The organism is Streptomyces sp. NBC_01525, assembly GCF_045040405.1.
In the GTDB taxonomy this organism is placed as follows: Bacteria; Actinomycetota; Actinomycetes; order Streptomycetales; family Streptomycetaceae; genus Streptomyces; species Streptomyces benahoarensis.
The window spans coordinates 1,053,938-1,077,128 of the sequence record NZ_CP109397.1 but is presented as its reverse complement, the minus strand read 5'-3'; the positions used below and the strand labels follow the sequence as shown (position 1 = coordinate 1,077,128).

17 protein-coding genes and 1 tRNA gene are annotated in these 23,191 nt (G+C 72.4%); 16 read left to right on the top strand and 2 right to left on the bottom strand.

Annotation, left to right across the window (positions count from 1 at the left end; translation table 11 throughout):
* The first annotated feature begins 77 nt into the window (after positions 1-77).
* The 9 genes from OG422_RS04850 (at position 78) to OG422_RS04810 (ending at position 14,072) form a co-directional block, all read left to right on the top strand.
* The gene (locus OG422_RS04850; RefSeq protein WP_143941689.1) at positions 78-1,337 is read left to right on the top strand and encodes a sensor histidine kinase; all 1,260 of its coding nucleotides are present in this window, start codon (positions 78-80) and stop codon (positions 1,335-1,337) included.
* Entirely contained in the window at positions 1,330-1,971 is a 642-nt protein-coding gene (locus tag OG422_RS04845) for a response regulator transcription factor (RefSeq protein WP_143941688.1), read from the top strand. The genes OG422_RS04850 and OG422_RS04845 overlap by 8 nt, the downstream gene beginning before the upstream one ends.
* Before the next feature lie 318 nt (positions 1,972-2,289).
* On the top strand, positions 2,290-3,732 hold the full coding sequence (locus tag OG422_RS04840) for an FAD-dependent monooxygenase (RefSeq protein WP_405740047.1): 1,443 nt from the start codon (positions 2,290-2,292) through the stop codon (positions 3,730-3,732).
* A 743-nt stretch (positions 3,733-4,475) separates the two neighbouring features.
* The gene (locus tag OG422_RS04835; RefSeq protein WP_405740044.1) at positions 4,476-8,030 is read left to right on the top strand and encodes a hypothetical protein; all 3,555 of its coding nucleotides are present in this window, start codon (positions 4,476-4,478) and stop codon (positions 8,028-8,030) included.
* 997 nt (positions 8,031-9,027) lie between these two features.
* The gene (gene argC / locus OG422_RS04830; protein WP_405740041.1) at positions 9,028-10,056 is read left to right on the top strand and encodes an N-acetyl-gamma-glutamyl-phosphate reductase; all 1,029 of its coding nucleotides are present in this window, start codon (positions 9,028-9,030) and stop codon (positions 10,054-10,056) included.
* Positions 10,057-10,141: 85 nt separating this feature from the next.
* Positions 10,142-11,320: a bifunctional glutamate N-acetyltransferase/amino-acid acetyltransferase ArgJ gene (gene argJ / locus OG422_RS04825; protein WP_143941683.1), complete on the top strand. Its 1,179-nt coding sequence runs from the start codon at positions 10,142-10,144 to the stop codon at positions 11,318-11,320.
* 61 nt (positions 11,321-11,381) lie between these two features.
* Positions 11,382-12,308, top strand: coding sequence for an acetylglutamate kinase (gene argB / locus OG422_RS04820; protein WP_143941682.1), 927 nt, complete (start codon positions 11,382-11,384; stop codon positions 12,306-12,308).
* Positions 12,305-13,522, top strand: coding sequence for an acetylornithine transaminase (locus OG422_RS04815; protein WP_405740037.1), 1,218 nt, complete (start codon positions 12,305-12,307; stop codon positions 13,520-13,522). The genes argB and OG422_RS04815 overlap by 4 nt, the downstream gene beginning before the upstream one ends.
* Before the next feature lie 7 nt (positions 13,523-13,529).
* Positions 13,530-14,072: an arginine repressor gene (locus OG422_RS04810; protein WP_143941680.1), complete on the top strand. Its 543-nt coding sequence runs from the start codon at positions 13,530-13,532 to the stop codon at positions 14,070-14,072.
* A 155-nt stretch (positions 14,073-14,227) separates the two neighbouring features.
* Here OG422_RS04810 and OG422_RS04805 read toward each other — a convergent pair whose 3' ends face one another.
* On the bottom strand, positions 14,228-14,554 hold the full coding sequence (locus OG422_RS04805; protein WP_143941679.1) for a TraR/DksA C4-type zinc finger protein: 327 nt from the start codon (positions 14,552-14,554) through the stop codon (positions 14,228-14,230).
* A 439-nt stretch (positions 14,555-14,993) separates the two neighbouring features.
* On the opposite strand from OG422_RS04805, the gene OG422_RS04800 reads away from it, so the two are divergent.
* The 5 genes from OG422_RS04800 to OG422_RS04780 all read left to right on the top strand — a co-directional run bounded on the left by OG422_RS04800 (position 14,994) and on the right by OG422_RS04780 (position 20,660).
* Positions 14,994-15,956: a HAMP domain-containing sensor histidine kinase gene (locus tag OG422_RS04800; protein WP_405740032.1), complete on the top strand. Its 963-nt coding sequence runs from the start codon at positions 14,994-14,996 to the stop codon at positions 15,954-15,956.
* Positions 15,953-16,621, top strand: a complete 669-nt coding sequence (locus OG422_RS04795; protein ID WP_143941677.1) for a response regulator transcription factor — start codon at positions 15,953-15,955, stop codon at positions 16,619-16,621. The genes OG422_RS04800 and OG422_RS04795 overlap by 4 nt, the downstream gene beginning before the upstream one ends.
* A 64-nt stretch (positions 16,622-16,685) precedes the next feature.
* A complete protein-coding gene (locus OG422_RS04790) occupies positions 16,686-17,336 on the top strand; it encodes a hypothetical protein (RefSeq protein ID WP_405740029.1) in 651 nt (216 codons plus the stop codon).
* Between the two features lie 66 nt (positions 17,337-17,402).
* Positions 17,403-19,850, top strand: a complete 2,448-nt coding sequence (gene secD / locus OG422_RS04785; protein WP_405740026.1) for a protein translocase subunit SecD — start codon at positions 17,403-17,405, stop codon at positions 19,848-19,850.
* A 282-nt stretch (positions 19,851-20,132) separates the two neighbouring features.
* Complete coding sequence (locus OG422_RS04780; protein WP_405740023.1) at positions 20,133-20,660, top strand: GNAT family N-acetyltransferase; 528 nt, start codon at positions 20,133-20,135, stop codon at positions 20,658-20,660.
* Between the two features lie 137 nt (positions 20,661-20,797).
* On the opposite strand, the gene OG422_RS04775 is transcribed toward OG422_RS04780, so the two are convergent.
* Positions 20,798-20,871: transfer RNA gene (locus OG422_RS04775), tRNA-Pro, on the bottom strand.
* A 188-nt stretch (positions 20,872-21,059) separates the two neighbouring features.
* On the opposite strand from OG422_RS04775, the gene OG422_RS04770 reads away from it, so the two are divergent.
* The gene (locus OG422_RS04770; protein ID WP_143944175.1) at positions 21,060-21,440 is read left to right on the top strand and encodes a DUF488 domain-containing protein; all 381 of its coding nucleotides are present in this window, start codon (positions 21,060-21,062) and stop codon (positions 21,438-21,440) included.
* Between the two features lie 281 nt (positions 21,441-21,721).
* Complete coding sequence (gene argH / locus OG422_RS04765) at positions 21,722-23,149, top strand: argininosuccinate lyase (protein ID WP_143944176.1); 1,428 nt, start codon at positions 21,722-21,724, stop codon at positions 23,147-23,149.
* Positions 23,150-23,191 lie beyond the last annotated feature (42 nt).

Sequence of the window (23,191 nt, the reverse complement as noted above, 5' to 3'; positions counted from 1 at the left end):
GCGGCGGGGCCGTGGTGCGCGGCGCCGTCCCCGGGCCGGAGGAGGGGCCGGGGACGGCGCGGTGCATCCTGATCGCCATGACGACCGTGAGCGAGCCGCCCGGCCCCGACGAGCGCGGGGAGCAGTTCTACCGCTGGGGCCCCTACGCCCTGCTGGCGGTCAGCGCCCTCCTCGCGAGGGTGTCGGACCCGTTCGTCCCCACGCACGGCCACCGCGGCCAGGACCTCGCGTGGGGCGCCGCCGCCCTCGCCCTCCAGCTCTGGTGGCACCACAGTCACCGCACCGCCGCCCCGGGGACAGCGCCCGGCCTCGCGTACTACGCCGTCCGCACCGCGCTCGCCTTCGCTCTGACCTGGGTGAACCCCTTCTACTCGATCTTCGCCGTGATGGGGTACTTCGACAGCGGGGCGCTGCTGCCGCCCCGGCTGCGGAACGCCGGTATGGTCCTCACCGCCGTGACGATGGCGGGCTCGCAGTCCGGCGGGCTGCCCCCCGGCCCCGGCGTGGCGGGCTGGACCCTCTTCGGCGGGGTGTTCATCCTCCACTGCGGCCTCGGCCTGCTCTTCAAGAACCTCGCGGACCGGGACGCCCGGCGGGCGGCGGCCAAGGCGGCCGCCATCGCCGAGCTGGAGCGGACCAACGCCCGCCTGGAGCAGGCGCTTCAGGAGAACGCCGGGCTCCACGCCCAGCTCCTCGTCCAGGCCCGCGAGGCCGGGGTCGCCGACGAACGGAGCCGCCTGGCCGCCGAGATCCACGACACCATCGCCCAGGGCCTGACCGGCATCATCACCCAGCTCCAGGCCGCCACCGACACCCGCGACCCGCACCGCGCCCGCTCCCATGTGGAGCGCGCCGCCGGGCTCGCCCGCCGCTCCCTGGGCGAGGCGCGCCGCTCCGTCCAGGACCTCGGCCCCGGCGATCTGGAGCACGACGCGCTCCCCGAGGCGCTGGAGAAACTGGTACGGAACTGGTCGGACCGGGCGGACGCCCGCGCCGGACTGACCGTCACCGGCACCGTCGAACCGCTCCACGACGAACTGGAGGCCACCTTGCTGCGCATCGCCCAGGAAGCGCTCGCCAACGCCGCCCACCACGCCGCCGCCACCCGCGTCGGCGTCACCCTCTCCTATATGGGCGACGAGGTGAGCCTGGACATCCGCGACGACGGCCGCGGCTTCGACCCGCTGGCGCTGCCCCCGCGTTCGGCCACCGGCGGCTTCGGCCTCGGCGGGATGCGGGCGCGCGCCGAACGCGTCGCCGGGACCGTCGACATCGAGTCGGAGCCCGGCGGCGGGACGGCCGTCTCCGCTCGCGTACCGTTGGTGCGCCATGGCTGACGACCCGACGATCACCCTCCTCCTCGTCGACGACCACCCCGTCGTCCGCGACGGACTGCGCGGCATGTTCAGCGCGTCCCCCGGCTTCACCGTCCTCGGCGAGGCATCGGGCGGCATCGAGGCGGTGGCGCTCGCCGAACGCCTCGACCCGGACGTCATCCTCATGGACCTGCGCATGCCGCGGGGCAGCGGCGTCGAGGCCATCGCGGAACTCACCCGCCGCGGCGCCCGCGCCAAGGTCCTCGTCCTCACCACGTACGACACGGACTCCGACACCCTCCCGGCGATCGAGGCGGGCGCCACCGGCTACCTCCTCAAGGACGCCCCGCGCGACGAGCTGTTCACCGCCGTCCGTGCCGCGGCCGCCGGCCGCACGGTCCTCTCACCCGCTGTCGCCTCCCGCCTGGTCACGGCCGTCCGCTCCCCGGCTGCCGCCGACGCCACCCTCTCCGCCCGTGAACGCGAGGTCCTCACCCTCGTCGCCAAGGGCACTTCCAACCGCGAGATCGCCCGCGTCCTCTTCATCAGCGAGGCCACCGTCAAGACCCATCTCACCCACATCTACGCCAAGTTGGACGCGAAGGACCGCGCGGCGGCGGTGGCGAACGCTTATGACCGGGGGATTCTCGGGTAGCGGGGCACGGTGTACGCGTCGAAGGAAAGAAAAGCACTCCGGCGCGACGGAGCCCGGCGAAACGGCACCGCCCCAAAGCCCAAAAGCCCAAAAGAAAAAGCAAGGACGGATATCCGCTCCTTGCCACTCTCAACATATAGCGCACCGGGGGCCTTGCCGCAAGGCCCCCATGGTGTCGCAGAATGTCCGCCGCACGGTCGGGACCAGCGGAAACGGTGGCTCGCGGGATACGCGGTGCCGTTCCGAGCGGGGCGCCGCATGCCGGGCGTGAAAGACGTGGGGCAATTCTGTGGAACGGGGTTTTCGATGAGTGATTCCATGAGTGATGCGACGACTGACGTGATCGTGGCCGGCGGCGGGCCGACCGGTCTGATGCTGGCCGCGGAGTTGCGGCTGCACGGTGTGGGCGTCGTCGTGCTGGAGAAGCTGGCCGAGCCGTCCGGGCAGTCCCGTGGGCGGGGTCTGCACGCGCGCAGCGTGGAGATGCTGGACCAGCGCGGACTGCTGGAGCGGTTCCTCGCGGTCAGCGAGAAGTTCCGGGCCGGGGGCCTGTTCGGGGGCCTCATCAAGCCGTGGCCGGACGGGCTGGACACGGCCCATCCGTACGGGCTCGCCATCGGGCAGCCGGACACCGAGCGGCTGCTCGACGCGCGGGCCCGCGAGCTCGGCGCCGAGATCCGGCGTGGCTGCGAGGTCGTCGGGCTGCGCCAGGACGCGGACGGCGTGACCGTCGAGACGGCGGACGGTACGTGCCTGCGGGCGCGGTACCTCGTCGGGTGCGACGGCGGCCGCAGCACGGTCCGCAAGCTCGCCGGTATCGGCTTCCCCGGCGAACCGGCCACCACCGAGACGCTGTTGGGCGACCTGGAGGCGACCGCGGACCCGGCGACGATCGCCGCCGTCGTCGCGGAGGTCCGCCGCACCCAACTGCGGTTCGGCGTCATGCCCGACGTGGACGGGAAGGCGGGCGTGTACCGCTTCATCGTGCCCGCCGAGGGGGTGTTTGAGGACCGTACGGCGCCGACCCTGGAGGAGTTCACGGAGCGGCTGCGGGCCTGTGCGGGCACCGACTTCGGGGTGCACACACCGCGGTGGCTGTCCCGGTTCGGCGACGCCACCCGGCAGGCGGAGCGCTACCGGACGGGCCGGGTGCTGCTGGCCGGTGACGCCGCGCACATCCATCCGCCGACCGGCGGCCAGGGCCTCAACCTCGGCATCCAGGACGCGTTCAACCTCGGCTGGAAGCTGGCCGCCGAGGTGGCCGGGCGGGCGCCGGACGGCCTGCTCGACACCTATCACGCCGAACGCCACCCGGTGGGCGCCCAGGTACTGGCCCACACCCGCGCCCAGATGACGCTGCTGGGCACCGCCCCGGGCCCGGCCGCACTGCGCGAACTGTTCTCCCGGCTGATGGACATCGACGAGGTGAACCGGCACATCACCGGCCTCATCACCGCGGTCGACGTCCGCTACGACCTGGGCGACGGCCATCCGCTGCTCGGCCGCCGTTTGCGGGACGTGCCGCTGCCCCGCGGCCGTCTCTACGAGCGGATGCACACCGGTCGCGGCCTCCTCCTCGACCGGACCGGCAGGCTGACGGTGATGGGCTGGGCCGACCGGGTCGACCGCGTCCCCGACACCGCCGCCTCGGACGTACCCGCGGTGCTGCTGCGGCCGGACGGCCATGTGGCGTGGGTCGGCGACGATCAGGGGGAGCTGTGCGACCGGCTGGCCGAGTGGTTCGGGGCGGCCGTCGGGTGAGGGCGGGGCAGAGACTTCCGGGCCCCGCGTCCGCAGGAAACCGCCCAGCGCTCCCGGTCTCTTCGTGAGGGGCGTTCGGAGCGAGCCCGCGCCCTCACCGTTTTCAGGGGGTGTCGTCCGGATCTCCACGCACCGTCGAAACAGAACCCTCGTCACCCTCTAGGATGCTCATCAGATGAGCGCAACGGGGGCTTGATGGCAACGCAACCGTCTTCCGAGGACCGCACGGCCGCTGAGCGTGAACGGATGCTGGACGCCGTGCTGGGTCCGGCCAGCGAGGCGTACTACGCCGAGCGTGTCCGCTCGGGCAGCGGAGCGCGAGCCAGGGCGCAGGCGGCCCAGTCCACCGTCACGTTGTTCGCGGGCGGCATCGTGGCGGCGCTGACCTTCACCCAGCTCGCCGACCGGCCGTTGAGTACCCAGTTGGCCGGTGTCGGAGCGGTGGCCTTGTGGCTGTTCGCCGCCGTCCTCTATCTGCGTGCAGTGGCGCAGCCGGTCGGAGCCCTGGCCGGGCCGAGCCATGCGCGTGATCGCCTGGACCTGCTCAACGCCGTGCTGAAGAGGGCCGACGACGAAGCCGCTCAGGTCGACAGGCGACAGAAGCATGCGAACCGGGTGGCCATGGGAGCGTTGGCCGTCAGCGTGCTCACGGTCGGGCTCGCGGCCGTCGGGGGCCCGAAGGAGGAGAAGGTCTCCGGTGCGGTCGCCGTCTCGCCCGCGTACGCCAAGAGCATCCGCACGGTGTGCGCGATGAAGGACGAGCGGATCACCGGCCGGATCGACAAAACCTCGCTCGCCACGCCCTTCGTGAATATCACGGTCGCTTCCCGGGGATGCGGTGGCGGGACGGGCAAGGAAACCGAGCTGGTGATTCCCAAGTCAGCTGTCCGGGCAATTGCGTGGGAAGGGGAATGACCACCGACATGGGCGCGGTCTTCCATCTCTTGTGCTTCACACCACTCGTCCACCACGAATCCGCGCTTGAGACGGTGCAATCGGTGCACGCCAAGGGCGATCGGATAGACGGCATCCTCGTGCTGGGCTCCAGCGCCGGCGAGCCACGACCCGTCACACGTTCCGCAACCAAGGACTTCCTCGAAACGGTGATGCTGGAGTGCCTGGAGGCCGGCGCAGACCGGTTCCCTCCGGTGACGACCGTGCCGGGACGGCATGACATCAGCCGGCTCGGACCTGGCCGCGGAATGCTCACCAAGGCACTCACCCGCTACTGGGGCGATACCGAGCGAGGGCTGTGGCGGGGTGACGAGCAAGACATCGTTGAGGCCATTCGCGATATCCCCTTCGCCGAATTCGTCGAGTGGGCCGGAAAGTTCGAGAACTCTCCTCAGTGGCGACAGGGCGTCCTGCCGGGCGAGGGATCCGTGACAATCGGAACGAGCGCGGGCACCCTCGGCATCGTTGCCGCGAATACCGTCTTCCGTATGGCGGTACCCGACGGCACCGCCGACCTGGCCACCTGCACCCTGGGGCAACTGGACAGCGCGGTCGGCGGCGATTATCTCCGGTGGGCCGATACGAACGACCTCACGCTCATGGTTGCGGGACACTCCGCCGTCGTCCCGGAGTCACTCACCCCTGCGCTGCCGAAGACGGTGCTGCTCGCTTCCGACGGGGAGTCCACCCGGTCCGGTTCGGCCGCGCGTTGGCTGGTCACTCCTCGCGGTACGACGCGTCAGCACAGGCTTCTGCGCGTGGAGATCACGGCTGCCGGGGCGCCGAAGGTCCGTGACCTTGCGGCACCACCTGCTGAGCAGCCGGTTCCCCTGCCGAGCCCCAGGCGCGCCGGGAACCGCCTCGGGCCGGCCGGTCGGACCGAGCCGGAAAGCTACGACCAGCAGACCGCGGTGGAGGAGTTCTACCAGCAGATCGGCACCGGCCGGGTGATCCTGGTAGCTGTCTCGGGCGTCCACGGCGACGGCAGCCTGATCGACACCGACGAACTCACCCGGCAGCTGACACAGGAGGTGTACGGCGTGGTGCCCGACCCGGCACCCGCCACTTCCGAGATCTGGAACACCGCTCTCGCCGAACTGGGCTCCCGGACGGTTGGCCGGTACGTCGCCCAACTGTGCGGTGCGGACCAGGAGTCCACGACAGCCGCACTCCGTATCCTGCAGGCCCCCTGGCGGCGCATCTACGACTTCACGGCGACCGACGTCTTCTCGTCGCTCCTCGAACGCGACCCGCGGACCGCGGAGACCAACACGTTCGTCAACGCCCTGGTGCGAAAGCCCGCAGCCGGTAACGCCACGGTCGAGGCGGTGGCCATGCACGGCAACCCCACCGCTCCCGACGCCCTGGACTTCACCCTTCCCGCGGACGACGGCTTCTCGCCGCGCGCTCTGTGGTTCCGCAAGCTGAAAGCGGAACTGCTGACCCATCCCACGGTCTTCATGGCCGCCTCTCCCAGCAGCCGGTCGCTGTGGAATGCGCTCGCCCTGACGCAGCCGCAGAGCGGGGCGGAGCACTTTCCCCGATTCCTCATCTCAGGACCGGGGACTCCCGCGGACCGTGCGCGGATACGACAGGCCGGCCTGACGCACATTCAGGTCCCGCCGCACGAGTTCGCGGTGCAGAAGCTGCGGCCGGGACTGGAGATACTCCAGCAGGGCAAGAAGCGACTGGCCGACATTCGGGTCGGTGCACGACGGAGCTCCGGAATCAAACTCGTCTCGTCCCTCGTCGACACCGCGCCGACGGGCAGCGTGGAGTTCCTGAAGGGCCAGGACCCGACGTGGGGCGATGTCAAGGATGGCTTCGCCGTGAAGCTCTCGATCACCGACCGCATCCGCGCCGGCGCGCGGCCCGCAGAGGACGGAAGGCACCGGATCGTCCTGGTGGAGGGCCGGGCCGGCTCCGGCAAGACCACCGCCCTGATGCAGTACGCGTACGCACTCCATCAGGCAGGGCGAACCGTGGCATGGATCGACCGGGAGGCCACCGATCCGCTGCGGAACCTGAAGGCCCAGGCCCTCAGCATGTCGGCGGACGCGTTCTTCGTGGACGATGTCGACATCTTCGGAAGCCTGGGCGCCTCACTGCTCAGGGATCTCAGCAACGGCGGTAAAGCGCTGATTGTCGCGGCGATCCGGACGACCCGTTCCGACGAACTGGACGTCACCTTCCAGTCCCAGCGGGTGTCGGCGGACGAGCCGTTGAAGGACGAGGACCTGGGGCACATCGTCGATGTGCTGCACCGGCACGGTCTGCCGGGGATTCTCAAGCGGCAGAAACTCCGTCCCGAGAAGATCGACAAACTGCGGGAGCTGTGCGACCGCAATCTGCTCGCGGCCATGATCCAGGTGGTCACGGGTAAACGCTTCGAGGACAAGGTCGAAAGCGAGTACCACCAACTGGCTACCGAGCAGGCCGCGGTCTACGCAACCGTGTGCGTCTTCGAATCCGCCATCGTCTTCAAGAAGCGTGGCATCGAGCTGGAGGACCTGCTCCAAATAGTCTCCGGGCGGAGTGCCCCCGAACCGTCGGTGAGCCGGGCGATCAACCAGCTCGTGGACAGGCGCATTCTCACCCTGGCCCCGGACGGGACCGTACGGTGCCGGCAGCGCACCATCGCGGACACCGTGGTCGAGACGGTTCTCAAGAAGGACCCGACCCGGCTGGCCGTCATCATCGAATTCCTGTTGAGGTTCTACGCGCAGTACGCGGCCGACATCCGCGACAACGACGACCCCTACCGCCGGATCCTGATCCGGCTGCTCAGCCACTCCCTCATGGTGTCACTCCGGCTCAGGCCCGCACAGGTCCGGGAGATCTACAGCACCGTGCACGAACTGCTGCAGGACAACTTCCACTACTGGTTGCAACGCGGCGAGTACGAACTCGAACGGGGTGATCTCGGCATCGCCGAGAACCATCTGGAAACCGCCCAGGGATGTGAAGGAGGGGCGACCGATCACTTCGTCCTCACCGCGTGGAGCGCGATCCGGCTGCGCCGGTCAACGGAGAGCCCTGTCGACGGTGGCCTGCGTGACCGTGCGTGGGAGGCCATAGGCGTGCTGGAGGATGTCACGCGGCGCCACGGAGGCGCCTCTCCGCACTCCTTCTCGGTGATCGCACGACGGGGGACCGAGTGGGTGGAGGCATGCGAGGTGTCGCTGTCCGCCGGCCAGGTCGAGGACACCCTCCGCCGGATCCTGGCAGTCGTCGAGGCCGGCCGGCGGTTCTGCAAGGACAACCATGAATTCATGCGCATCGCCGACGAGTTCGGACCGAAACTGAACCGACTGCTGGAGCGCAACCAGGGCATTCCGCTGTAGCGCTTGACGGCGGGCCCCTGATAGCCGTCAGGGGCCCGCCTCCTCCCGTGGGCCGGGTGTGTCAGGGCGGTAGGCCCCGGTGAGCGGGGTCATTTATACGGCCGTAGCACTGCGGTCCTGGGAACTTTGACGTCGCGCCATTCAAGATGGACATCCCCTTTTGTGATGGCAAAATCGAGGTCTGCCCAAGCCCAGCAGAGATTGGATTTTTTCGTCATCGTCTCCTTGATGATGCCTTGAGTTCCATTGACCCTGGTGAGTTTGAGATCGCCTTTGCAATTAAGGCCGGGCCAATCGATGGTCCCGATATTTTCTCCGACCTTGTCGGGGTGGAAAGTAACAATGGCGACGTCGGCTTTTTGTTGCTGGCAGTGCCCCGATACACCCCGTCCAGCGTGAATGGTTCCGTGTGGGTGCTGTTACCCCAGGGGGCGATCCGAACAAGGACATGCCACGGCGGCGGTCAGCGCACCCGACGATCCCCATGCGAGCAGCGTTGTCTCGACGGCACCCTTCCGGCCCGGCTCCGGCACCCCGCGCCGCGCGACCGCCCCCACCTCTTCACGCAGCGCCGTGTGCAACGCCACGACCTGGTCGTGCCACGGCTGATCCTCCGGGTCGAACCGACTGCTCCCCGGCTGCAACGTCACCTCAAGCCCTGTGGCCATGACCTCCCCCTTGCCTGCTTGCGGTGGGCAGCATATTGCTCGGGCCATCCTCTCCCCGGCAAACCGGGAATGGGGCGAAGTGGCCACTCCTGGCGTCGAGTTCGCGGCGTCGGCGCGTCGGGGAGAGCCGGGGCGGGGCACGTACGGCAAACGCCTCGCATGTGCGGCCGGCCAACCGGAACGCTCGGTCACCTCAAGATCCGCCGATCAATGCGCTCGCCTGCCGGCTGAAACCCTCGGTCGCGCATGCGGCCACCCCGCCCGCCCCCGAATGGATTGCATAACCCTGCCATCGACCGTATAGTCATGCCATCGAGGAGGAGGGTCCCATGGCGGTACGTGCAGCAGTGGCCGGAGCGAGCGGGTACGCGGGAGGTGAGGTCCTGCGCATGCTTCTGGGGCACCCGGAGGTCGAGATCGGCGCGGTGACGGGGCACTCCAACGCCGGGCAGCGCCTGGGCTCCCTCCAGCCGCATCTGCTCCCGCTGGCCGACCGCGAGGTGGCGCCGACCTCCGCCGAGGTGCTGGCCGGGCACGACGTCGTCTTCCTCGCGCTGCCGCACGGGCAGTCCGCGGCCGTCGCCGAGGAGCTGGGCCCGGACGTGCTGGTCGTCGACTGCGGTGCCGACTTCCGGCTCCGGGACGCCGCCGACTGGGAGGCGTTCTACGGTTCGCCGCACGCCGGTTCCTGGCCCTACGGGCTGCCCGAGCTGCCCGGCGCGCGGGCCGCGCTCCAGGGCACCAGGCGGATCGCGGTGCCGGGCTGCTACCCGACCGCCGTCTCGCTGGCGCTCTTCCCCGCGTACACCGCGCGGCTCGCCGAGCCCGAGGCGGTGATCGTCGCGGCGTCCGGCACCTCCGGCGCGGGCAAGTCCGCCAAGCCGCATCTGCTGGGCTCGGAGGTGATGGGCTCGATGAGCCCGTACGGTGTCGGCGGCGGTCACCGGCACACGCCGGAGATGATCCAGAGCCTCAGCGCGGTGGCGGGGGAGCGGGTCGGGGTCTCGTTCACGCCGACGCTCGCGCCGATGCCCCGCGGCATCCTCGCCACCTGCACCGCCAAGGCGCGCCCCGGCGTGGACGCGGCGGCGGTCCGGGACGCGTACGAGAAGGCGTTCGCGGACGAGCCGTTCGTGACGCTGCTGCCGGAGGGGCAGTGGCCGGCGACCGCCGCGGTGTACGGCGCCAACACCGCGCAGATCCAGGTGGCCCTGGACCCGGCGGCCGGGCGGATCATCGCGATCTGCGCCATCGACAACCTCGCCAAGGGCACCGCGGGCGGCGCGGTGCAGAGCATGAACCTCGCCCTCGGCCTCCCGGAGACCACCGGGCTGCCGCTCGTCGGGGTGGCCCCGTGAGCCGTACGGGCAGCACGGGCGGGCAGTACGGGGTGACCGCCGGGTCCACGACGGGCGCGGCCGGAGAAATGATCGAGGAGAAGCAGTGAGCGTCACGGCAGCACAGGGATTCACGGCGTCGGGCATCGCCGCCGGGATCAAGGAGAACGGCAACCCGGACCTCGCCATCGTGGTGAACCATGGGCCGCGCCTGGCCGCCGCGGGCGTCTTCACCTCCAACCGTGTCAAGGCCGCGCCGGTCCTCTGGTCCGAGCAGGTCCTCAAGGGCGGCGAGGTCTCCGCCGTCGTCCTCAACTCCGGCGGCGCCAACGCCTGCACCGGCCCCCAGGGCTTCCAGGACACCCACGCCACCGCGGAGAAGGTCGCCGCCTCGCTGAACACTGCGGGGTGCGACGAGACCGGCGGCCACGCCCCCGGCGCCGTCGCCGTCTGCTCCACCGGCCTGATCGGCGAACTGCTGCCGATGGACAAGCTGCTCAAGGGCGTCGACAAGGCCGTCGCCCAGCTCACCCCGCACGGCGGCGAGAAGGCCGCCATCGCCATCAAGACCACCGACAGCGTGCACAAGACCGCCGTCGTCACCGGCGAGGGCTGGACCGTCGGCGGCATGGCCAAGGGCGCCGGAATGCTCGCGCCGGGCCTGGCCACCATGCTTGTCGTCCTCACCACCGACGCTGACGTCCCCGCCGCGGAGCTGGACGCCGCGCTGCGCGCCGCGACCCGCACCACCTTCGACCGCGTCGACTCCGACGGCTGCATGTCCACCAACGACACGGTGCTGCTGCTGGCGTCCGGCGCCTCCGGCACCGTCCCGGAGAGCGCCGCGTTCGCCGAGGCCGTCCGCGCCGTCTGCGACGACCTGGCCCGGCAGCTGATCGGCGACGCCGAGGGCGCGAGCAAGGACATCCGTATCGAGGTGGTGGGCGCCGCGAGCGAGGACGACGCCGTCGAGGTCGGCCGCTCCATCGCCCGCAACAACCTCCTCAAGTGCGCCATCCACGGAGAGGACCCCAACTGGGGCCGGGTCCTCTCCGCCATCGGCACCACCTCCGCCGCCTTCGAGCCCGACCGGCTCAACGTCGCCATCAACGGCGTCTGGGTCTGCAAGAACGGCTCCGTGGGGGAGGACCGCGACCTCGTCGACATGCGCTACCGCGAGGTGCGCATCACCGCCGACCTCGCCGCCGGTGCCGACTCCGCGGTCATCTGGGCCAACGACCTCACCGCCGACTACGTCCACGAGAACAGCGCGTACTCGTCGTGAGGGACCGTCCGCCGTCCGCCGCCCGCGCATCCGCCCCGAGCCCAGCCAGCGAGGCCGTCGCATGAGTACCCGCAAACACACCGCGTTGCCCAAGGCCCGCACCCTCATCGAGGCGCTGCCCTGGCTGACCCGCCATCACGGCAAGACCGTCGTCATCAAGTTCGGCGGCAACGCCATGATCGACGAGGACCTGAAGAACGCCTTCGCCCAGGACGTCGTCTTCCTCCGCCACGCCGGACTCCGCCCGGTCGTCGTGCACGGCGGCGGCCCGCAGATCAGCGCCCAGCTGGACCGCCTCGGCCTGGAGTCGGAGTTCAAGGCGGGCCTGCGGGTCACCACGCCCGAGGCGATGGATGTCGTCCGGATGGTGCTGGCCGGGCAGGTGCAGCGCGAACTGGTCGGCCTCCTCAACCGGCACGGCCCGCTCGCCGTCGGCATGACCGGCGAGGACGCCCAGCTGATGACCGCGACCCGGCACTACGCGTCGATCGACGGCGAGCGGGTGGACATCGGCCGGGTCGGCGAGGTCACCGCCATCGACACCGGCGCCATCCTGGCGCTGCTGGACGACGGCCGCATCCCCGTCATCTCCTCCATCGCGGCCAGCGGCGACGACGGCGATCACGGCGTCTTCAACGTCAACGCCGACACCGCCGCCGCCGCACTGGCCGCGGCCCTCGGCGCCGAGACCCTGATGGTCCTCACCGACGTCGAGGGCCTGTACGAGGACTGGCCGCACAGCGACGAGGTCATCTCGCGGCTGACCGCCATCGAACTGGAGGCGCTGCTGCCGGACCTGGCCAGCGGGATGGTCCCCAAGATGCGGGGCTGCCTGCACGCGGTCCGCAACGGCGTGCACACCGCCCGGGTCATCGACGGGCGGGTCCAGCACGCGATCCTGCTGGAGATCTTCACCGACGAGGGCATCGGCACGATGGTCGTGCCGGACCAGGACACCGAGAACGGTACGGACGAGGGGGCGGCATGAGTGACGCGACCGGCAACACGGATTACCGGCGGCGCTGGCAGGGCGCCATGATGGACAACTTCGGCACCCCGCGCCTAGCGCTGGTCCGCGGCGAAGGCACCACGGTGTGGGACGCCGACGGCGCCGCCTACCTCGACTTCCTCGGCGGCATCGCGGTCAACGCCCTCGGCCACGCCCACCCCGCGGTGGTCCGCGCCGTCACCGACCAGGTCGCCACGCTCGGCCATGTCTCCAACTTCTACGTCTCCGGGCCGACCGTCGCGCTCGCCGAGCGGCTGCTCGCCCTCGCCGGGCGCCCCGGGCGCGTCTACTTCTCCAACTCCGGCGCCGAGGCCAACGAGGCCGCTTTCAAGATCGGCCGCCGCACCGGCCGCACCCACATGGTCTCCACCACCGGCGGCTTCCACGGCCGCACCATGGGCGCCCTAGCCCTGACCGGCCAGCCCGCCAAGCAGCAGCCGTTCGCCCCGCTGCCCGGCGACGTCGACCACGTCCCGTACGGCGATGCGGAGGCGCTGCGCGCGGCGGTCACCACCGACACCGCGTTCGTGATCCTGGAGCCCGTGCAGGGCGAGAACGGCGTGGTCGTCCCGCCGCCGGGCTACCTCCGGGCCGCCCGGGAGATCACCGCCGCCACCGGCACCCTCCTCGTCCTCGACGAGATCCAGACCGGCATCGGCCGCACCGGGCACTGGTTCGCCGCCCAGGAGGAGGGCGTGGAGGCGGACGTCGTCACGCTGGCGAAGGGGCTGGGCGGCGGGCTGCCGATCGGCGCGACGCTGGCGTTCGGCCCGGCCGCCGAGCTGCTGACGCCCGGCTCGCACGGCTCGACGTTCAGCGGCAACCCGGTCGTCTGCGCGGCGGCGCTCGCCGTCCTGGACACCATCGAGCGCGAGGGCCTGCTCGCCCACGTCAAGCGGGCCGGGGAGCGGCTGCGCTCCGGGATCGAGGCGCTGTCGCACCCCGCCGTCGCCTCGATCCGTGGCGCGGGCCTCCTCCTGGGTATCGTCTTGACGGAGCCCCTCGCGCCCCAGGCGCAGCAGGCGGCTCAGGACGCGGGCCTGCTGGTGAACGCGGTCGCGCCGGACGTCATCCGGCTCGCCCCGCCGCTGATCGTCTCCGACGACGACGTGGACACGTTCCTCCGCAAGCTGCCCGGCGTCCTCGACACGGCCCGCGAAGCGGCCGACGGGGAACAACGAGCCGGAGACTGACGAAGCGATGATCGAGGCGCAGGACAACGAAACACTTGGTGGAGGTCAGGCCGTACCGCAGACCCGTACCGCCCGCCACCGCCGGATCGTGGACATCCTCAACCGGCAGGCGGTCCGCTCGCAGAGCCAGCTCGCGAAGCTGCTCGCCGACGACGGTCTCTCCGTCACCCAGGCGACGCTCTCCCGCGATCTGGACGAGCTGGGCGCGGTGAAGATCCGCAACACCGGCGGCGAGCTGATCTACGCGGTACCCAGCGAGGGCGGCGACCGCACCCCGCGGGCGCCGCTGGGGGAGTCGGCCAAGGAGGAGCGGATGCGCCGCCTCTCCGGGGAGCTGCTGATCTCGGCCGAGGCGTCCGCCAACCTCGTCGTGCTGCGCACCCCGCCGGGCGCCGCGCAGTTCCTCGCCTCCGCCATCGACCAGGCCGAACTGCACGACATCCTCGGCACCATCGCCGGTGACGACACGCTGATGCTGATCAGCCGCGACCCGGCGGGCGGTCAGGCGCTCGCCGACCATCTGCTGCGGCTGGCGCAGAAGGCGCACTGAGGCACCCCACGACGCGGGCCCGGCTCCGACCGACAGGTCAGGGCCGGGCCCGCGCCGTCGTGCGCGCCGCGCCCGCGGGCGGCCGTACGCACCGAGGACCCGGGCGCCCGCCTCCACAGCGGCGGTGCGCCCGGGTCCTCATCACACCCGGTGGCTCAGCCGGTGTGCTCCTGGCAGCCGACGCAGCACCGGGCGTACGGCAGGATCTCCAGCCGTTCGGCGGGCACCGGCTCGGCGCACCGCGCGCAGGTGCCGTAGGTGCCCGCGTCCAGCCGCGCCTCGGCCTGCTCGATCTCCGCCAGGACCCGGCGGATCGCGGCGGTCTGCGACGTCAGCAGCGCGTCGGTGCCGGGCGGCGCACCGCCCTCGATGGCCGTGAGCTGCGCCAGCCGGGCGTCACGCTCGTGCGCCAGGCGCCGACGGGCGTCGTCGGCACCGATCCGTTCGGCGGGGGTCTCGGCGCGGGCCGCTTCAGGCGACATCGTGGACGGTTCCTTTCGCTGCGCCACGAGGGCCGCGGCGGGCGTGCCCCGGCCCGGGTCCGAGACCGGGCCGGGACGCGGCCACCGCGGCCCCCGATACGCTCCGGCGACGGTGCCGGGGCGGGCGGGTGACGGGACGGCGGGCGGCGGTCACCGCCCGGCCGGGAGCGGCCCGGACCGCATACCGGGGCGGCGCACCGCCCGGCGGACGCGGCACCGTCGCTCCCGATTCCACCCTGACCGCCGCCGCCCGCCCCGTACATGGGTGGTGCCACCCATCTCCGGGGGCGCCGGAGCTGTAGCCCCTGGTCAGGGATGGGCCGCGCACCCGATCGACGCCGCTGCCGCGCCCCGGCAGGCTGGGCCCGGTGCCCGACCCGGGCGCCCCCGAGGTCGCGACGGATGGGAGAGTGAGCCGATCAAGGAGGTGTGGCGCGCGGTGTCGCTGTTCTGGCGGATCTTCGGGCTCAATGCGGTGGTGCTGGGAGCGGCCACCGCGTTGCTGCTGTGGGCGCCGGTGACCGTTTCGGTGCCGGTGGTGCTGACCGAGGCGGTGGTGCTCGTCGGCGGCCTCGTCGTCATGCTGGTCGCCAACGCTGCGCTGCTGCGCATCGGCCTGGCGCCGCTGGACCGGCTCACCCAGCGGATGGTCACCGTGGACCTGCTGCGCCCCGGCCACCGGCTGCCGGTCGACGGCCGTGGCGGCGTCGCCGTCCTGCTGCGCACCTTCAACGAGATGCTCGACCGGCTGGAGTCCGAACGCGCCGCCAGCTCCGCCCGCGCCCTCTCCGCCCAGGAGTCCGAGCGGCGCCGCATCGCCCGGGAGCTCCACGACGAGGTGGGCCAGAGCATGACCGCCGTGCTCCTGGAGCTGAAGCGTGCCGCCGACCGCGCCCCGGAAGACCTGCGCGCCGATCTCCAGCACGCCCAGGAGACCACCCGCCAGAGCCTGGACGAGGTCCGCCGCATCGCCCGTCGGCTGCGCCCCGGCGTCCTCGACGACCTCGGTCTGACCAGCGCCCTCACCGCCCTCGCCACCGACTACGCCACCCACACCGGGCTCACGGTGCGCTGCCGCTGCGACAGCGGCCCGCCGGACCTGGGCGCCGCCGCCGAGCTGGTGGTCTACCGCGTCGCCCAGGAGGCGCTGACCAACACCGCCCGGCACGCCGACGCCCGCACCGTCGACCTGACCCTGCGCCGGGTGCCCGGGGCGGTGGTGCTGGAGGTCCGCGACGACGGCCGCGGCATGGGCCGGGCGCGCGAGGGCGCCGGGATCCGCGGGATGCGTGAGCGTGCCCTGTTCATCGAGGCGGGCCTGGACATCGGGCCCGGGCCCACCGGGGGCCTCAGCGTCCGGCTGACCGTTCCGCTGCCCCGGGAAGAGGGGAAAGCCGCATGATCGACCGCACCGTGCCCGGCCCCGTCCGCATCCTGCTCGCCGACGACCACGCCCTCGTGCGGCGCGGCGTCCGGCTGATCCTGGACGGTGAGCCGGACCTGGAGGTCGTCGCAGAGGCGGGGGACGGCGCCGAAGCCCTCGCGCTGGCCCGCGAGCACCGCCCCGACCTGGCCGTCCTGGACGTCGCCATGCCCCGGATGACCGGCCTCCAGGCGGCCCGCGAACTCTCCGCGGCCCTGCCCGGCCTGCGGCTGCTGATGCTGACGATGTACGACAACGAGCAGTACTTCTTCGAAGCCCTCAAGGCGGGCGCGTCCGGCTACGTCCTCAAATCCGTCGCCGACCGGGACCTCGTCGAAGCCTGCCGCTCCGCCATGCGCGGCGAACCCTTCCTCTATCCGGGCGCGGTCACCGCCCTGATCCGCCACTACCTCGACCGGGCCCGGCAGGGCGACGGTGTGCCGGAGAAGATCCTCACCGCCCGCGAGGAGGAGATCCTCAAACTCGTCGCCGAGGGCCACTCCTCCAAGGAGATCGCCGCCACCCTCGTCATCAGCGTCAAGACGGTCGAACGCCACCGCGCGAACATGCTGCACAAACTCGGCATGCGCGACCGCCTGGAACTGACCCGGTACGCGATCCGGGTGGGCCTGATCGAGCCGTAGCGGCAGCCGCGGCGGTGGCGGTGGAACGGAGCGGACGGTGCGGACGGGAGAGGGGAGGGACGGCATGACGCGGTGGAGCGTACGGCGGCCCGGCCCGGCCGCCCGTGACCTGCGCGGTCCCGTGCTCCGCACCCTCCTGCTGCTCACCGCCCTGCTCCTCGGCGCGCTCCCGCCACCGGCGGGGGAGCGGGGGGCGGTGCCGTCCGCGCATGCGGCGAGCGCCGTCCGCCCGGCGAGCACCGCGTACGCACCGGGGAACGCCCTCGCGCCGGGCGTCGCCTCGACCTCGGACGCCGCCTCCGGGCCGCCCGCCACCTCCGCCACAGACGCCGGGGCGGAGCCGCACGCCGCCTCCGCCCCGTACGCCGCCTCCGCCCCGCACGTCCCCTCCGCCCCGGACGTCCCCTCCGAGCCGGGCGCCCGCCCCGTACCCCCGCCCTCACCCCCGCACTCCGAAGCCCCCCACGCCGCCCCCTTCGTCGGCGGCTTCCGGACCGCCCCCGCCGTCCGCTGTCCGGCCCCCGTGCTGCGGACCGGACCGGGCGCAGGTCCCGAGCAGACGTACCACCCGGTGTCGGGCACGCCGCCCGCCGCCGTCCCTCCCGTACCGCCGTACACCGGGCCGCGCCCGCCGCGTATCCGTGCCGCCTCCGGCGGTGCCCCTGGGTACGCCGCGCTCCCTCCGGCCCGCGCCCCGCCCTCCTCCGGCAGCTGACCGACGTCCTGTCGCATTCCACCGCGCCCGGCAACGCCCGGACGCGGTACGCCTGCTGGAGGCATCATGACCCGCGCCACCAGGGTGCGCGCGCTGCTCGCGTTCGCCGTGCTCGCCCTGTCCGCCTATCTCGCCGTGACCCAACCCGTCCGGCTCGGTCTCGATCTGCGCGGCGGTACGCAGCTCGTTCTGGAGACCCGCGACTCCCCGTCGGCGCAAGCCGACCGGGACGCCACCGACCGCACGCTGGAGGTGCTGCGCCGCCGGGTGGACGCCCTCGGCGTCGCCGAACCGTCCCTCACCCGCTCCGGCGACCACCGCATCGTCGTCGAACTCCCCGGCGTCCAGGACCCGGCCCACGCCGCCGACGTCCTCGGCCGCACCGCCCAACTCACCGTCCACCCCGTCCTCGGCACCGCCGCACCCACCGACCGCCCGGCCACCGGCAAGGACACCGGGGGGACCGACAAGGCCACCTCGGCCCCCGGCAAGGACGCGGAAGGAACCGGCAGGGTCCCTGCGGATTCCGGCAACCCCCCGAAGGACTCCCGCAAGGACCCCGGCGCCCCCGGGCCCGTCCTGCCCGACGCATCCGGTGCCCGGCTGCGGCTCGGACCGCCCGCGCTCACCGGCGCCGGGGTGGAGAACGCCACGGCCCGGTTCGACGCGGAGCGCGGTACGGGCTGGCACATCGGCCTCGACCTGCGCGGCCCGGGGGAGCGCGCCTGGGCGGCGCTCACCGCCGAGGCGGCCTGCGCGCCCCCGGGCGACCCCGCCCGCCGCGCCGCCATCGTCCTCGACGACAAGATCATCTCGTCGCCGCAGGTCGACCCTTCCGTCGCCTGCGGCACCGGCATCACCGGCGGCGCGACGCAGATCACCGGCGGCTTCGACCAGGAATCCGCGAAGGAACTCGCCCTCCTGATCAACGGCGGCGCCCTGCCCGTCCCCGTCGAGACCGTCGAACAGCGCACCGTCGGCCCGACCCTCGGCGCCGCCGCCCTCGACTCCAGCGCCCGCGCGGCGCTCCTCGGCACGGCCCTGACCGCGGTCTTCCTCGCCGTCGTCTACCGCCTCCTCGGCGCTCTCGCCGCCGCCGCGCTGGCCTGCTACGCGCTGATCTCCTACGCCGCGCTGCTCGCCGTCGGCGCGACCCTCACCCTCCCCGGGCTCGCCGGGTTCGTCCTCGCCATCGGCATGGCCGTCGACGCCAATGTGCTGGTCTTCGAGCGGGCCCGCGAGGAGTACGCGGCGGGCGGCCGGACCCGGCGCGGCGCACCACGCCGCAGCCCCCGCGCCGCGCTCACCGCCGGATTCCGGCACGCCTTCAGCGCCATCGCCGACTCCAACCTCACCACCCTGCTCGCCGCGGGCCTGCTGTTCGTCTTCGCCTCGGGCCCGGTCCGCGGCTTCGCAGTGACCCTGTGCATCGGCGTCCTCGCCTCCATGGTGAGCGCCCTGCTCCTCACCCGCGTCCTGGCCGAACTCGCCCTCTCCCGGCGGGCGGTGACCCGCCGCCCCGGCCTCACCGGCCTCGCCCGCCCCGGCCGGGTCCGCACCTGGCTGGAGCGGCGCGCCCCCGACCCGCTGCGCCACCGCCGCCGCTGGCCGCTGCTGACCGCCGTCGCGCTCGCCCTGGCCGTCACCGGCATCGTGGTGCGCGGCCTGGACTTCGGCGTGGAGTTCACCGGCGGCCGGATGATCGAGTACACGACCACCGCCCCGGTGGACGCCGAGCGGGCCCGTACCGCCCTGGGCGACGCGGGCTTCCCGCGCGCGGTGGTCCACACCTCGGGCACCCGGGAGCTGACCGTCCGCACCGAGCCGCTGTCCGCCGCGGACGGGAGCCGGGTCACCAAGGTGGTGTCCGGTCTGGGCGGCGGCGCGGAGAAGGTGCGCGACGAGCAGATCGGGCCGAGCCTCGGCACCGAACTGCGCCGGGGCGCGCTGATCGCCCTGGGCGTGGCGCTGGCCGGGCAGATGCTCTATCTCGCGGCCCGGTTCCGCTGGACCTTCGCCCTCTCCGCGGTCGCCGCGCTCGCCCACGACGTGCTGGTGCTGGTCGGCGCCTTCGCCTGGCTCGGCAAACCGGTCGACGGCGTTTTCCTCGCGGCGCTGCTGACCGTGGTCGGCTACTCCGTCAACGACTCGGTAGTGGTCTTCGACCGGGTCCGCGAGCTGTGGGCCGCCGACCGCGCCGCGCCGTTCCGTACGATCGCGGGCCGGGCGCTGCTGCAGACCGTGCCGCGGACGGTCAACACCGGCATCGGCGCGGTCTTCATCCTCGCCGCGCTGGCCCTCCTGGCCGGTGACACGCTGACCGACTTCGCGGTGGCGTTGCTCATCGGCATCGGCGTCGGCACGTACTCGTCGATGTTCACGGCGATGCCGCTGGCCATCGAGCTGGAGACGGCGAGCGGCGCCCCGCCGCCACACCCGGCCCGCCCGCGCGGCGCCCGCCCCCGCCGCCCGGCGGGCGACCGGCCGCGCCACGACACGGGGGCCCGGGTCTGACCCGGAGGGCGGTGGTCCGGCCCGAGCGGCCGGACCACCGCCCCGCCCCCGTACGCGGGGGAAACCCGCCAGCCTGGAGCTGACGCAGCTCCACCAGCGGGGCGTGGACCAGGCGTGCGCGACGGCGGACCGAGGGCTCGCGCTGATGCACGGCAACGCCCTGCCCGGCCGGATGCGCTCCCGCCTCGGGGACTTCTACCGTGACCTGACCGCGCTCGCGCCGGACTCCGGTACCGCGCGCGAGTGGAAGGACCGTTACCGATCGGAATGGAGCCAGGCCCGATGGCCTCAGCCCTGGAGCTACGCCACTACGGCCACGACGACCTGCCGGAAATCCGGCAGACCTTGATCGACGTGCACGCGGATGTGCACGCCGACCGGATGGCGGACGACGAGTTCCGGCAGAAGTTCCCTTGGTTCGTGGATCACTGGGGCGGGAACCCTGGCTTCTCGTGCCTGATCGCCTACGACGGCGACGAGGTGGTGGGCTTCTCGTTCGGTGCGCCCGCCATGGAGGGCCGGGAATGGTGGCGGAAGCGCCTGGCCCCTGCGCCGGAGAAGCCGCGCACGTTCCATTTCTCCGAGTTGATGGTGCGGGAGCGCCGGCGGAAGACGGGCACGGCGGAGCGGCTGCACCGGGCGCTGATGGCCGCCCGGGACGAAGGCCTGGCGGCACTCCTGGTGGACGTGACCCACCCGAAGGTGGAGGCGCTGTACGAGTCGTGGGGGTACCGGAAGATCGGGGAGGATCAGCCGTTCCCGGACTCCCCGGTGTTCGCCGTGATGATCGCGGACCTTCCACTGTCCTGAGCTGGGCGTTTACGCACCAGGAAGTCGCAGGTCGTCTCCGCGAAGTCCCGCCTGGCTCGCGACGCCCCGCAGCGGTCCGGCCCTGGAAAACGATCAAGAGGGGCCCCGAAGGGCCCCTCTGACCTGCTTCTACACCGTCGGGACGACAGGATTTGAACCTGCGACCCCTTGACCCCCAGTCAAGTGCGCTACCAAGCTGCGCCACGTCCCGGTGCATGGACCGACCGGAAGAGATCCGGTCGGGGCGTGCAGAAGAAAAATACCCTGTCCGGTGCCCGGAGGCCAAAAGCGGGGTCCCGAAGCGCCCTCCGGCCGGGCCTCGGCGCCGCGCGCGACCCGTCCCGACCAGGGCCGGACGCCCGCACCGGCGGACCGGCGCGGGGCGTGTTTCGATGAGGTATGGCCCATAAATCTTCCGCCGGCGGCCCGCACATCCGCCGGGTCTACGAGGCGCCGGAGCCGTCCGACGGCGCGCGGGTGCTGGTCGACCGGCTCTGGCCGCGGGGTCTCGCCAAGGAGGACGCCCGGCTCACCGAGTGGTGCAAGGCCGTCGCGCCCTCGACGGATCTGCGCCGCTGGTACGGGCACGATCCCGAGCGGTTCGCGGAGTTCGCCGACCGCTACCGCGAGGAGCTGGCGCGGGACGCGGTGGCGGGCGAGGCGCTGCATCATCTGCGGGCGCTCGCCGACGACGGCCCGCTGACGCTGCTGACCGCCACGAAGGATCTTCCGCACGGCCATGTGCAGATCCTGCTGGAGGAACTGCGCGCCACGGGCTGACGCGCCTCGACGTGCCGATCCCCGACGCCTCGTCCGCCCCACCCTCCCGCGTTGACGAACCATGCAGTCCACTGCATACTTATGCTCATCAGCGTAGGGATCGCAAGGGGGGATCCGGGGCCGCGCGCCTCGTGCCCGCCCGCTCCGGCGGCCCGTCGCGGACGCGGCCGGACGCGCGACCTCGCCCGGCCCGGCTCGTTACCTTCTTGACCTTCGTACGACGGCCGCCTCCCGCCCCGCGCGGGCAGGCGGTGGTACCTCACCACCTCCGAGGAGCAGCAGTGAGCAGCAACAGCGGTGACGTCCGGCTCTGGGGCGGGCGGTTCGCCGACGGCCCGGCAGAGGCGCTGGCCCTCCTGTCCGCGTCCGTCCACTTCGACTGGCGGCTGGCCCCCTACGACATCGCCGGTTCGCGTGCCCACGCCCGTGTGCTCCACAAGGCCGGTCTGCTCACCGCCGACGAGCTGGAGCGCATGATCGCCGGTCTTGACCGGCTGGAGGCGGACGTCGCCGACGGCTCGTTCACCGGCACCGTCGCGGACGAGGACGTGCACACCGCCCTGGAGCGTGGCCTGCTGGAGCGGCTCGGCCCCGACCTCGGCGGCAAGCTGCGGGCCGGACGCTCCCGCAACGACCAGGTCGCCACGCTCTTCCGGATGTACCTGCGCGACCACGCCCGGATCGTCGGCGGGCTGATCGCTGACCTCCAGGAGGCGCTGGTCGGCCTCGCCGAGGCGCACCCGGACGCCGCCATGCCGGGCCGCACCCACCTCCAGCACGCCCAGCCGGTGCTCTTCGCCCACCACGTCCTGGCGCACGTCCAGTCCCTGTCCCGGGACGCCGAGCGGCTGCGGCAGTGGGACGAGCGGACCGCCGTCTCGCCGTACGGCTCGGGCGCGCTGGCGGGCTCCTCGCTGGGGCTCGACCCGGAGGCGGTCGCCGCCGACCTCGGCTTCGAGCGCGGCAGCGCCGGGAACTCCATCGACGGCACCGCCTCGCGGGACTTCGTCGCGGAGTTCGCCTTCATCACCGCGATGATCGGCGTCAACCTCTCCCGGATCGCCGAGGAGATCATCCTCTGGAACACGAAGGAGTTCTCCTTCGTCACCCTCCACGACGCCTTCTCCACCGGCTCGTCGATCATGCCGCAGAAGAAGAACCCGGACATCGCGGAGCTGGCGCGCGGCAAGTCCGGCCGTCTGATCGGCAACCTGACGGGCCTGATGGCGACGCTGAAGGCGCTGCCCCTCGCGTACAACCGCGACCTCCAGGAGGACAAGGAGCCGGTCTTTGACTCCTGCGACCAGCTGGAGGTCCTGCTGCCCGCGTTCACCGGCATGATGGCGACGCTCACCGTCAACCGTGAGCGGATGGCGGAGCTGGCCCCGGCGGGCTTCTCGCTCGCCACCGACATCGCCGAGTGGCTGGTCAAGCAGGGTGTGCCGTTCCGGGTGGCGCACGAGGTCGCCGGTGAGTGCGTGAAGGTCGCCGAGGCCGAGGGCAAGGAGCTGGACGAGCTGACGGACGAGCAGTTCGCGAAGATCTCCGCCGATCTGACCCCCGAGGTCCGCACCGTCCTCAACGTCCCCGGTGCGCTCGCCTCCCGCAGTGGCCGCGGCGGCACCGCGCCGTCCGCCGTCGCCGTCCAGCTCGCCGAGGTCAAGGCCGACCTCGCCGTCCAGCAGGAGTGGGCCGCGGCCAAGCGCTGACCCGAGCCCTCGCGCATCGACGGCGTCCCTTCCCGTGCGGAG

What these genes read in the sequence shown, in the direction of transcription:
- OG422_RS04780 (WP_405740023.1), top strand. Translation starts at nt 20,133, where the DNA reads ATGGCCTCAGCCCTGGAGCTACGCCACTACGGCCACGACGACCTGCCG.
- OG422_RS04845 (WP_143941688.1), top strand. Translation starts at nt 1,330, where the DNA reads ATGGCTGACGACCCGACGATCACCCTCCTCCTCGTCGACGACCACCCC.
- OG422_RS04805 (WP_143941679.1), bottom strand. Translation starts at nt 14,554, where the DNA reads ATGTCGCCTGAAGCGGCCCGCGCCGAGACCCCCGCCGAACGGATCGGT.
- argC (WP_405740041.1), top strand. Translation starts at nt 9,028, where the DNA reads ATGGCGGTACGTGCAGCAGTGGCCGGAGCGAGCGGGTACGCGGGAGGT.
- OG422_RS04810 (WP_143941680.1), top strand. Translation starts at nt 13,530, where the DNA reads ATGATCGAGGCGCAGGACAACGAAACACTTGGTGGAGGTCAGGCCGTA.
- secD (WP_405740026.1), top strand. Translation starts at nt 17,403, where the DNA reads ATGACCCGCGCCACCAGGGTGCGCGCGCTGCTCGCGTTCGCCGTGCTC.
- OG422_RS04795 (WP_143941677.1), top strand. Translation starts at nt 15,953, where the DNA reads ATGATCGACCGCACCGTGCCCGGCCCCGTCCGCATCCTGCTCGCCGAC.
- argB (WP_143941682.1), top strand. Translation starts at nt 11,382, where the DNA reads ATGAGTACCCGCAAACACACCGCGTTGCCCAAGGCCCGCACCCTCATC.
- OG422_RS04850 (WP_143941689.1), top strand. Translation starts at nt 78, where the DNA reads ATGACGACCGTGAGCGAGCCGCCCGGCCCCGACGAGCGCGGGGAGCAG.
- OG422_RS04790 (WP_405740029.1), top strand. Translation starts at nt 16,686, where the DNA reads ATGACGCGGTGGAGCGTACGGCGGCCCGGCCCGGCCGCCCGTGACCTG.
- OG422_RS04770 (WP_143944175.1), top strand. Translation starts at nt 21,060, where the DNA reads ATGGCCCATAAATCTTCCGCCGGCGGCCCGCACATCCGCCGGGTCTAC.
- OG422_RS04840 (WP_405740047.1), top strand. Translation starts at nt 2,290, where the DNA reads ATGAGTGATGCGACGACTGACGTGATCGTGGCCGGCGGCGGGCCGACC.
- OG422_RS04815 (WP_405740037.1), top strand. Translation starts at nt 12,305, where the DNA reads ATGAGTGACGCGACCGGCAACACGGATTACCGGCGGCGCTGGCAGGGC.